Raw genomic sequence first — 11,112 nt, 5'->3', positions numbered from 1 at the left:
GCGCGCCGCGGGCCGGGGCCAGCCCGCGGGCCGGGGCCAGCAGCCGGGCCGGGGCCAGCAGCCGGGCCGGGGCCAGCAGCCGGGCCGGGGCCAGCGTGGATATCGCCCATGTGCCCGACCGTAGTCCGCGCGTAGGGCGGCCATCCGGCCGGCACCGGCTTCGAGCGGCAGAGGCGCCCTCCGGGACGCGGCCAGGAGGCGGCCAGGGGACGCCGGGACGCCGGGACGCCGGGACATCTGTCACGGCAGCGGCATCCGACGGGCACTGGGACGAATCTCACCGGCTGTCGGCGACAGCCGGGCATGATCATCGCGGTGCCGGCCCCTTCGAGCTCACCGGTCGCCGGCGACAGCCGGCAGCGGCGACAGCCCTGGTACCCCGGTTGGGACGACAGTGGGATTCAGGAGTGGAATCCAGGATCCAGCGGTGGGATCCAGGCGGTGGGAGCCATGGTATGCAGAGGCAGCCGGCGGACGGATTGTCCGGCTCGTGGCTTTCACCGGCGGTCATGGGCCGCCCCGTCGGCAGTCCTGGTGACGTCGTTTCGGCATCGCCAGGAAAACGCACTACCGTTGGTGCATGTCCGGATCCAGGGTCCATGAACCGCAGCGCACCTCCTCCCGGCGGGGGCGGTGGCGATGAGCGGCGGCTTCCCGTTCGGCTTCACCCCGGGCGGCTCGTCCTCGGGTGGCGCGGGCGGCGGCTCCGGCATGCCGTTCGGCACCGGGGCCCCGTTCTTCGCCGAACTCGAACGCCTGCTGTCCTGGCACGACGGACCGGTCAACTGGGAGCTCGCGCGCCAGGTCGCGGTACGTACCCTCGGTGACGGCGACCGGGCTGTCACCGAAGCCGACATCGAGGCCGTCCGGCAGGCGGTCCGGCTCGCCGACGTCTGGCTCGACCCTGTGACGCCCCTTCCCGCCGGGGCCACGGCCGCCGAGGGATGGACGCGCGGCAGATGGATCGAGGTGACGCTGCCCGTCTGGCGGACACTGTGCGATCCGGTGGCCGCCCGGGTGGCCGACGCCATGCGCGGCGGTATCTCCGGCGGGCTCGCGCAACTGGGCGACCAGATGGGCGACCTCGGTGCCGGGCTGCCGCCGGAACTCGCCGCTCAGCTCCCACCCAGCCTTGACCTGGGCCAGCTGGCGTCCGCCGGCGGCCCGATCATCCAAATGATCAACAGGATCGGCGGGATGCTGTTCGGCGCCCAGGTCGGCGAGGCGATGGGCCTGCTCGCCAGCGAGGTGGTCTCCGCCACCGACGTCGGGCTGCCGCTGGGCCCGGCCCGCACGGCCGCGCTCGTACCGGCCAACGTCGAGGCGTTCGGCGCCGGCCTGGAGGTCGACCCCACCGAGGTCCGGATCTACCTGGCGTTGCGCGAAGCCGCGTCCCAGCGTCTGTACGCCCATGTCCCGTGGCTGCGCGGGCACGTCCTCGGCACGGTCGAGGAGTACGCGCGGGGCATCGCGGTCGACCCGAACGCGGTCTCGCGGGCGATGACGATGCTCGACCCGTCCCGGCTGATGGATCCGTCCCGGCTGATGGACCCGGCGAGTTTCGCCGAAGCGCTCGGCGGTGACGTCTTCGACGACGCGACCACGCCCGAGCAGGCCGCGGCGCTGGCCCGCCTTGAGATGATCCTCGCGCTGATCGAGGGCTGGGTGGAGACGGTCACCGACGCCGCCGCGGCGAAGAACCTGCCGGCGGCGTCCAGGCTGCGCGAGATGGTGCGCCGGCGGCGGGCCGAGGGCGGGCCGGCCGAACAGACCTTCGCCACGCTCGTCGGCCTCAACCTGCGTCCCCGCAAACTGCGCGAGGCAGCCGCCCTGTGGGCTGCCGTGGGCGAGGCCAGAGGGATCGACGAGCGGGACGCGCTGTGGGCCCATCCCGACCTGCTCCCGGACGCCGACGACCTCGCCGACCCGCAACGGTTCGCCAACAGTGACACCGCCAGCACCGTGGGAGATCCTATCTCGGAACTCGAGCGGCTCCGGGACACCCCGCCGCCGAAGTCACCGAACGAGTCACCGAAGGAACCCCCCGGGCCTGCGGGCACACACGACCCGGATCCGCCCGATGGCCCGCGCGGCGGTCGTTGACCGTAACCACCACGCGGCCATAGTTTGACGGGTTTCTTCTCCTCGCCCGACATGGCCGTCGTGCTGCTCACCGCGATACACGGGCCGGCCGGGCGAGCTGGCCGTGGCTGCCGGCACCAGCCCGGCGGTTTCCGGCGGCAGTTTCCGGCGGCTACCGGCGTCAGCCGGCGGCGGCTACCGGCGCGAACGCGGGCGACCGCCGGTCCAGCTGCGCCTGGATCCCCTCGGCGGCCTCACCGTTGGCCATGGTGGTGGCCTGGGCGAGCGCCTCCCACTGCAGCACCTGCTCGATGTCGTCCTCACCCTTCAGCGCGACCTTGGCCAGCCGGGTCGCGACCGGGGCCGCCGCGGCGATCCGCAGCGCGGTCTCCAGCGCGGTGGCGACCAGGTCGGCAGCCGGCACCACCGCGTTGACCAGGCCGATCTCCACGGCCTCCCGCGCGTCGACGACCCGTCCGGTGAAGATCAGTTCGCGGGCCCGCAGCACTCCCACGGCCTCCGGCAGCAGCCGGGTGGCGGCCATCCCCGGATGCATCCCCAGCCGGGTGAAGGGGGCGGAGAAGGTCGCGCCCTCGGCCGCGAACCGCAGGTCACAGGCGAGCGCCAGGCACAGGCCGGCGCCCACCGCGGCGCCGTTGACCGCGGCGATCGTGGGCACCTCCAGCGATCTGATCTTCAGCCAGGTCCGGTAGAAGGGGAGCATCTTCGCCCGCAGCCGGTCCGCGCCGGAGTCGATGTTGCGCCTCGGGTCGATCCAGTCGAGATCGCCGCCCGCGCAGAACGCGCGCCCCTGCCCTGTGACAATGACGGCCCGCACGTCAGGATCGGCGCTGATCGTGTCCAGCGCCGCCGACCACGCCGCGGTCAGCGCCACGGTCATCGCGTTGCGCCGTTCGGGCAGGGCCAACGTCAGCAGGACCACGCCGTCGGCGGGACGTTCGACCAGCAGCGGTTCGGACACGATCGACTCCTGAAGGCCCACGTTACCTGGTTGATGTTGTCTGGTTTATGTTGTCCGGTTGATGTTGCCTGGCTGATACGGGCGAGGACGGCGCGGCCGTGTTTTTCCCGCCCCGTCAGCGGCCCTCCCGAGCGTAGAGCCTCACGGCTTCCGGTGCTGTCGGACATGACCGGGCGCGCACCGCTTCCACCACGGGCCATCACCGGGCCACCACCGCATCCGCCGCCGCATCCGCCGCCGCCGCGGGAGCCGGCGGCGAACACGGCAACCACTGTGGGACAACGGAAAACCAGCCGTGGCCCCGGCCAGGGGGTGGCGCGCGGCGGGGTCGACAGCCTGAGGAGGATGGCTCCCGGCCGGCTGTTGGTGCCGGCCTTCTTCGTTGCGCTTCGTTACGAACCAGCGGCCCGTCAGCGGGCGCCGGTGAGAGGGAGAACGAGTGGCAGAGACGTACGAGGGCTACTGCGTCAAATGCAAGGACAAACGGCATTACCAGGGCGAGGTCCGGGTGAGCGACTCCGGGCGCCGGATGGCCCGGGGCACCTGCCCGGTCTGCGGAACCACGATCAACAGGATCCTCGGCAAGGCGCCGGCATCATAGTTCCCTGACCTTCCCCGGAAGGCATGCCCCATCCCCGGGGCCCGCTCCTCGGGCCGGACGGTTACCCCGAGGCCGCCGAGCGCGCGGCGGATCATCGCGCGTTCGGCGGCTGTACGGCATCCCGAGGCCGCCGCCCCCGGCACCAGCCGGCCCCGGCATCCACAGCCCACAACCGTCTGGCCGCATACCGTCGCACTTGGCACCGCCGATTGACACCCAGGAACATGGGATGTCCGGCGCAGACCGTGCGCGAGGAACCGTCCCAGCGCGGACGCGAGTCACCCATGGCACCCGTGGGGCCCATGCCCTGGGCAGGGGCCCCTGCCCAGGCAGGGAGTTGTCCACAGCTACCGGCGCATCTTCTCCGGCACCGGCAGAATATCCACAGAAAAATGGATATATGTCCATGATGGGGCACAGCGTGAGACCATATGATCACGATCCGGTCATCTGCTGTCGGGGAGGACGCGATGCGCCCCATGCTCAAGCCCGGCCTGCGCCGGCTCTGGCGGGACGGCTCCACCCTCCAGATCGGCGTCGACCCGGCGCGGGCGATCGTCCTCGGCGGGCTGACGGCGCGGGACGCCTCCGTGCTCGACCTGCTGGACGGTACCCGCTCCCGTGAGCAGGTCCTCAGCTCGCTGGACGCCACTCGGGCGGACCTCGTCCTCCTGCTGGAGCGGACGGGCCTGCTGACGGACGCCGGCCCGGCCGACCGCTCCCCACCGCCCGTGCTGGACCAGGAGCGCCTCCAGCCGGACCTGGCGGCGATGTCCCTGGGCTCGGCCGACCCGGAACATGCCCGGCGAGCGATGGCGGCCCGCCGCCGGGCCCGGATCCAGGTCCGCGGGGCGGGCCGGATCGGCGCTCAGGTGGCGGCCCTGCTGGCCGCCGCCGGGGTCGGGCACGTGGTCGTCGACGACACCGGTACGACCAGGGCGGCCGATGTCGCGCCGGGTGGAGCCCGTCTCGACGACGTCGGGCGGCCCCGTTCGGCCGCCGCCACCGCGGCGATCGCGCGGGTGACACGCCCCCACGCGCCACGCCGGTGCCGGCATCCCGTGCCGTTCCGCCCCGATCTCGTCGTCGTCACACCGGCCGGCATACCGGTCGTCCACCCGCGGGAGTCGCTTGAGCTGGAACGCTCCGGCATCCCCCATCTGCTTGCCGGCGTTCGTGAGACCACCGCGGTGATCGGGCCGCTGGTCCTGCCCGGGGTGACCTCGTGCCTGCACTGTCAGCATCTGTGTCGCCACGCGATGGAACCGTCCTGGCCGTTGCTCGCCCTGCAGCTGTCCCGCCGCCCGGACACCGGGGTCGACGCCTGCGACGTGGCGCTCGCCACCGTCGCCGCCGGGCTCACCGCCATGCAGGCGCTCACCCTTGTCGACCACAGCGACCGTGGCGACCGTCGCGTCCGTGGCATCGCCCGGCCCGGTCGGGCCGAGCCGCCGGAGCAGCCGTGCCGGCCAACAGCCGACGAGCTGCCGACCATCGACGGGACGCTGGAGATGACAGTCTCCGACCTGCGGCTGCGACGCCGATCGTGGTCGATCCACCCCTCATGTCCCTGCCGTAGCGCCCGGCGGCTGGCAGCCGCGGGCGCCGGTGACGCCGACGGCTGGCCGACGGACGGGGATCCGACGGACGGGGATCCGGGCGAAGCCGACGCCTTCGAGTGGACGGAACGGGCGTCGTGACCAGGCGGAGCGGAGCGCCACCGGTCCGCCATCAGCCAGGCCAACCACATCGACCACAAAGAGTAGTATTAAAATTCCAAGCGGCGTTCCCTCCTGTCTCCCGCCCGCAGAACAGGCACGATGGAGCTGTGTCCGAAATCCCAAAACGCGCGGTCGTCCGCACCGCCAAGCTGGCAAGCCTCCCTCTCGGCTTCGCCGGGCGGGCCACGATCGGCGCGGGTAAGCGACTCGGCGGGCGCCCCGCCGAGATCGTCGCCACGGAGCTGCAGCAGCGGACCGCCGCCCAGATCTTCCGCGTCCTCGGGGAGCTCAAGGGCGGCGCGATGAAGCTCGGGCAGGCGCTGTCGGTCTTCGAGGCGGCACTGCCCGAGGAGATCGCCCGGCCCTACCGGGCGGCGCTGACCAAGCTCCAGGACACCGCGCCCGCCCTGCCCGCGGCTTCGGTCCACCGGGTGCTCGCCGGCGACTTCGGCACGGACTGGCAGACGAACTTCCGCAGCTTCGACGACGCGCCGGCCGCCGCCGCCAGCATCGGCCAGGTACACCGCGCCGTGTGGGCGGACGGCCGAGATGTCGCCGTCAAGATCCAGTATCCGGGCATCGGCCCGGCGCTGCTCAGCGACCTCACCCAGCTCGGGCGCGCGGCTCGGCTGTTCAGCGCCATCGTCCCCGGTCTGGACATCAAGCCGCTGGTCGCCGAGCTGAAGGAGCGCATCCTCGAGGAGCTCGACTACCGCCTGGAGGCGGCCTGGCAGACGGCCTTCGCCGAGGCGTTCGACCACGACCTCGACATCCACGTGCCCAGCGCCGTCGCCGCGACCGACCACGTCCTGGTCACGGAGTGGATCGACGGCAAGCCCCTGTCAACGATCATAAACAGCGGTACGGACACCGAACGTGACCGGGCTGGGCTGCTGCTCGTGCGTTTCCTGTACTCGTGCCCGGCGCGGGCCGGGCTGCTGCACTCCGACCCGCATCCCGGCAACTTCCGGCTGCTCCCGGACGGCCGCCTGGGCGTGCTGGACTTCGGCGCGGTCAACCGCCTCCCGGACGGGCTGCCCGAACCCGTCGGCCGGCTCAGCCGGCTGGCACTGGACGGCAACGGCGAAGCGGTCCTGGCGGGCCTGCGGGCGGAGCGGTTCATCCTGCCGACGGTGAGGATGAAGCCGGCGGACCTCCTCGACTACCTGGTACCGCTCCTCGAGCCCGTCACCACCGAGACGTTCCGTTTCTCCCGCGACTGGCTACGAGGCGAGGCCATCCGGCTGGGCGACCCCCGCTCCCCCGCGGCCCAGCTCGGCCGCCTGCTCAACCTGCCCCCTTCCTATCTGTTGATGCACCGCGTCACCCTGGGCGCGATCGGCATCCTCTGCCAGCTCGGCAGCACGGGGGCGTTCCGCGCCGAGATGGAGTACTGGCAGCCCGGCTTCGCCCAGCCCGGATCCGCGGCGGCCGAGCACGCGGCCTGGGCGAACCGGCCCGGCCGCCAGCTGCCGGAGCCCGCCGTCGAAATGAGCGCCGGCATGATCCGGCCGCTGGCGTCGGCCTCCTCGCGGGGCCTGTTCGTCCCGCCGCGGCTACCGGACACCCGGGTAGTGATACCACCGCCCTCGACGGCGGCCGACGACCGCGACGCCACCGACAGCCACGGCACCGGCGACGGCCACGGCACCACCGACAGTCGCGATACCAGCGACGGCCACGGCACCACCGACAGCCGCGATACCAGCGACGGCCACGGCAGCGACAGCAGGGCCGGGCTTGACCACGACGGCGACAGGGCCGCTGATCCGCCCCGGCGTGCGGCGGCGCGACAGGGACGCCGCCCCGCCGCACAGCGGTCGTCCTCGGCCGATGACCTGGCCGGCGGCCCGGCTGACGGCCCGGCCCGCGCGCCCGCCCCGCGCACGCCGCCCTCCGACGCCGACGCCCCGCCCAGGCAGCCGAAACGGGCCAGGCAGCCGAAGCAGCCGAAGCAGCCGAAGCAGCCGAAGGTCCCAGCTCCGCCCAGGCCCCGCGGCGCCACCGACGAGCAGACCGTCTCCGCCGCGGCAGTCCCCGACAACACCCCGCCCGACAACGCCGCCCACTCCGTCACCCACACCACGGCCACCCACACCCCGCCCGCGGCTGCCCCCGACAGCACCTGAGCCGCCCGGGGCAGCCCCGCGGAACACACCCGCCGCCAGCCAGAGCACGCGGTCAGCCAGGCAGATGGGCGTAGACGACCTCGTTGTCAGGGCCGATGCCCAGCCGGCCCGCCGCGACGGCGAAACGCTCGGCGTCGGGCAACGTGAACGGCAGTTGCACGTCCGGGTCCGACAGCTCACCGGCAAGATCGGCGAAGGCCGCCCCGGGGATGTGGGCACGCTCGTAGTCCGGCCGGCCGCTGGCCGCCTGAAGCCCCTTGACGTCGGGTGGCCAGCTGATGTGCACGGTCGCGTCGAGGACACGCAACCCGGGATCCCCGAGGCGCGCGGCGAGAGCGGCGGCATCGATCAGCGGCGAAAGCGGTCGCGACACACCCGTCAGTATGATATTGCACACCAACCGGCCACCCGGCGTATCAACCGGCCTTAAAGAGCAGCGGGCACGCCCCGGTCCAGCCGAACGGCAGTTCCGCTCACCCGGACAGCCCAGCCCGTACGGCCCGCAGCGACAGGACCGTCCGCGATCACCGTCGGAGGAGCCTCCCCCGCCAGCGCTCTCGACGTGTCCCGGGATTCGCGGCTCCGGACGTTACGCCGGCGATCCGTTTTTCCGATGGCGCCATAGGCGTTCTTGCGGCGCACCGGAATTCATGTGAGCATTTCATCGACATCGTCACCGGATTAGTTCGAAGGATGTTCATCCGCCGGCAGCCGGCGGAGACCGTGACCGCGCAGAATTCCGGCAGGATAATTTCGTGACACCCGTGCCGAGAGAGGGATGTGGACGTGTCCGTTGCGCCGCAGGTTGTCTTCGACGCCTTTCATCCCGCGCACCGATCCAACCCCTACCCGCGGTACGCGGCCGTCCGCGATTTCGCCGCGCTGTACCCGATCAGGCCGGATATTCTCATGGCGACGCGCTACGAGGAGTGCTCGACGGTTTTCACGGACGCGCTGTGGGGCCACGGCTACGAGGCGGGCATCAATCCCTTCCGGCCAGGAGTGGCTCCCGACGACGTGCCGGGGTCGATGCTGCGGATGGACCCGCCGGACCACACCCGGATACGAGGGCTGGTCAAACGGGCGTTCGTCCCGCGCAACACCGAGGGGCTCCGGCAGCGGATCGAAGAGCTCGTCAACGCGCTGCTCGACACGGCGATCGAGGCCGGTGAGGCCGACCTGATGGAGGCGTTCGCGCGTCCGCTGCCGCTCACCGTCATCGGCGACATGCTCGGCATCCCGATCGAGGACCACCCGGCCGTCCAGAGGTGGTCGCTGGAGATCGTCCGCGGCACGGACCCGGACATTCTGCAGTCGCCCGAGAGCCTGGCGCGCAGGCCGGAGGCCATGCGGGAGTTCGAGGCGTACTTCGCGGCGCTGCTCGCGCGGCGTCGCGAGGATCCCCGCGACGACATGCTGAGCGGGATGTGCGCGGCCGAGGACCGCGGCGAACTGAGCGGCCGGGAGGCGCTCGGGCTGGCCGTGGGGCTGCTGATCGGAGGATACGAGACCATCTCCGACCTGATCGGCAAGGGTGTCGTGGCCCTCCTGCGCAACCCCGACCAGATCGCGCGCTGGCTCGCCGATCCCGATCTCGCGGCGCCCGCCGTCGACGAACTGCTCCGCTACGAGCCGCCCGTGCAGTTCACCCACCGGGTCGCGCTGGCGGAACGGGAACTGGCCGGGCACACGTTCGCGCGGGGGGAGGGCATCGTCGTCCTGACCGCCGCCGCCAACCGCGACCCGGCCGTGTACACCGATCCGGAACGGCTGGACATCACCCGGTTCGCCGGCCCCGCGCCCGCGCCGCGCCACCTGTCGTTCAGCGAAGGGCTCCACTACTGCCTCGGCGCGCACCTCGGCCGACTGGAGACCCAGATCGCCGTGGACACCCTCCTGCGCCGCGCCCCCGGGCTCTCCCTGACCGGCGAACCCGTCTGGCGGGACACGGTCGCCATCCACGGGCTGGACACCCTCCCGGTCCGCCTCCAGGACTGACCACCGACCGGCCAGCACGGTATCCGGCCCACCGCATTCCGAGGAGACCAGTGAGCGCGCACGAAACGGACATCGAGCCGGACGTCGCCACTTCTCACGCCGACGTGCCACGGGTCGTCTTCGACGCGTTCAGTCCCGAGCACTGGCCTAACCCCTATCCCCGGTACGCCGCGGCCCGCGAGGCCGACCCGCTTTTCCCCACTCCACTGGGTGTGCATCTGGTGACCCGCTACCAGGACTGCGCGGCCGTTCTCCAGGACGACAACTGGAGCCACGCCCACGAGGCCGAGCTGTTCCATCCCGGCGTCGACACGCTCGACCTGCCGACCTCGTTCCTCTGGATGGATCCGCCCGACCACACCCGGCTGCGCGGGCTGGTCAGCAAGGCGTTCACCCCGCGCACGGTGGCCGACCTGCGCCCCCGCGTCGAGCGGCTCGTCACCGACCTGTTCGACGCGATCGTCGAGGCCCGCGAGGTCGACGTGGTCACCGCGTTGGCCTACCCGTTGCCGCTCACCGTTATCGCCGAGCTGCTCGGCGCGCCGGCCGAGGACCACCCGAACCTCCAGCGCTGGTCGGGGGCGCTCGCCCGCGGGTTCGACCCCGATCCGCTCCTGCTGCCCGAGGAGCGTGACGCACGCTCCCAGGCCGCCCGCGAGTTCGTGGCCTACTTCCGCGACCTCATCGCCCGGCGTCGCGCCGAACCCGCCGACGACCTGATCAGCGGGCTCGCCGCCGTCGAGGAACAGGGCGACATCCTCACCGAGAACGAGATGCTCGCGACCTGCGTCACGCTGCTGGTGGCCGGGCACGAGACGAGTGTCAACCTGGTCGCCAACGGCATCCTGGCGCTGATCCGCCACCCGGACCAGTACGCCCTGCTGCGGTCCGCCCCGCGGCTGGCGGCGCCCGCCGTCGAGGAGATGCTGCGTTACGACTCGCCGGTGCACATGACCACCCGTCTCGCCCACCGGCGGACGCGGCTCGCCGGGCACACGTTCAGCGCCGGGGACGGTGTCGTGCTGCTCTTCGGCTCGGCCAACCGGGACCCGGCGGCGTTCCCCGACCCCGAGCGGTTCGACATCACCCGGTACGCAGGCCAGACCCCCGCGAAACGTCATCTCACGTTCAGCCTCGGCATCCACTACTGCCTCGGCGCGCCGCTCGCGCGCCTGGAGATGGAGATCGTGCTGCGCGAGCTCGTCCGGCGAGGAATCACGATGACGCCGCTCACGGACGACCTCGCCTACCGCCGGAACCTCGTCCTGCGCGGCATCGCCAGCTTCCCGGCCCGCTTCGAGCAGCAGAGCGGCACCACGGTGCCGTAGCACGACCTCCCCCCGAACCGAACACCCGACACGCCCGCGGAACTGTTCCGCGATGCGTGCTGCCGGCCCGCTCCACGGTCAGCCTCACTCACCGGCCAGGCCCGCTTTGTGTGGCCCCACCCGGATGGCCCACCAGCGGCGGGAGCGCCCATGGTCACCGTCTGAGAAGTCTCCTGATCCATCCCGGGCGTTCCGCGGCAGCGGTGGCAGCGGCCAGGTTGTCCCTGATCGTGACGACCAGCGGATGGTCAGGACCGAGAACCCGCAGACT

Annotated in this window: 8 protein-coding genes and 1 pseudogene; 6 read left to right on the top strand and 3 right to left on the bottom strand. The window is 72.1% G+C overall.

What is annotated here, in order from left to right:
• A pseudogene (locus tag NBW84_RS13775) lies at nucleotides 1-244 on the bottom strand (hypothetical protein); the annotation flags it as partial.
• 395 nt (nucleotides 245-639) lie between these two features.
• Here NBW84_RS13775 and NBW84_RS13770 point away from each other — a divergent pair.
• A complete protein-coding gene (locus NBW84_RS13770) occupies nucleotides 640-2,103 on the top strand; it encodes a zinc-dependent metalloprotease (RefSeq protein ID WP_250285129.1) in 1,464 nt (487 codons plus the stop codon).
• A gap of 160 nt (nucleotides 2,104-2,263) precedes the next feature.
• Here NBW84_RS13770 and NBW84_RS13765 read toward each other — a convergent pair whose 3' ends face one another.
• Complete coding sequence (locus NBW84_RS13765; RefSeq protein ID WP_250285128.1) at nucleotides 2,264-3,064, bottom strand: enoyl-CoA hydratase/isomerase family protein; 801 nt, start codon at nucleotides 3,062-3,064, stop codon at nucleotides 2,264-2,266.
• Nucleotides 3,065-3,503: 439 nt separating this feature from the next.
• Here NBW84_RS13765 and NBW84_RS13760 point away from each other — a divergent pair, with 439 nt between their 5' ends.
• The 3 genes from NBW84_RS13760 to NBW84_RS13750 all read left to right on the top strand — a co-directional run bounded on the left by NBW84_RS13760 (nucleotide 3,504) and on the right by NBW84_RS13750 (nucleotide 7,515).
• Entirely contained in the window at nucleotides 3,504-3,665 is a 162-nt protein-coding gene (locus NBW84_RS13760; RefSeq protein ID WP_250285127.1) for a DUF5679 domain-containing protein, read from the top strand.
• Nucleotides 3,666-4,096: 431 nt separating this feature from the next.
• A complete protein-coding gene (locus NBW84_RS13755; RefSeq protein ID WP_250285126.1) occupies nucleotides 4,097-5,365 on the top strand; it encodes a ThiF family adenylyltransferase in 1,269 nt (422 codons plus the stop codon).
• Nucleotides 5,366-5,493: 128 nt separating this feature from the next.
• The gene (locus NBW84_RS13750; RefSeq protein WP_250285125.1) at nucleotides 5,494-7,515 is read left to right on the top strand and encodes an AarF/UbiB family protein; all 2,022 of its coding nucleotides are present in this window, start codon (nucleotides 5,494-5,496) and stop codon (nucleotides 7,513-7,515) included.
• Nucleotides 7,516-7,567: 52 nt separating this feature from the next.
• On the opposite strand, the gene NBW84_RS13745 is transcribed toward NBW84_RS13750, so the two are convergent.
• On the bottom strand, nucleotides 7,568-7,888 hold the full coding sequence (locus NBW84_RS13745) for a sulfurtransferase (RefSeq protein ID WP_250285124.1): 321 nt from the start codon (nucleotides 7,886-7,888) through the stop codon (nucleotides 7,568-7,570).
• Nucleotides 7,889-8,301: 413 nt separating this feature from the next.
• Between NBW84_RS13745 and NBW84_RS13740 the strand changes: the two genes are divergently transcribed.
• Complete coding sequence (locus tag NBW84_RS13740) at nucleotides 8,302-9,513, top strand: cytochrome P450 (protein ID WP_250285123.1); 1,212 nt, start codon at nucleotides 8,302-8,304, stop codon at nucleotides 9,511-9,513.
• Nucleotides 9,514-9,563: 50 nt separating this feature from the next.
• Nucleotides 9,564-10,841 (top strand): cytochrome P450, encoded by a 1,278-nt coding sequence (locus NBW84_RS13735; RefSeq protein ID WP_250285122.1) that lies wholly within the window; start codon nucleotides 9,564-9,566, stop codon nucleotides 10,839-10,841.
• Nucleotides 10,842-11,112: the final 271 nt, after the last annotated feature.

Source organism: Protofrankia sp. CiP1_Cm_nod2, from assembly GCF_920664355.1.
Taxonomy (GTDB): Bacteria; Actinomycetota; Actinomycetes; order Frankiales; family Frankiaceae; genus Protofrankia.
The sequence above is the reverse complement of the archived record's forward strand: the minus strand, read 5'-3'. Positions and strand labels throughout refer to the sequence as shown.

Excerpts from the sequence above, each read along its gene's own strand:
- NBW84_RS13755 (WP_250285126.1), top strand. The coding sequence starts at position 4,097 with ATGATCACGATCCGGTCATCTGCTGTCGGGGAGGACGCGATGCGCCCC.
- NBW84_RS13770 (WP_250285129.1), top strand. The coding sequence starts at position 640 with ATGAGCGGCGGCTTCCCGTTCGGCTTCACCCCGGGCGGCTCGTCCTCG.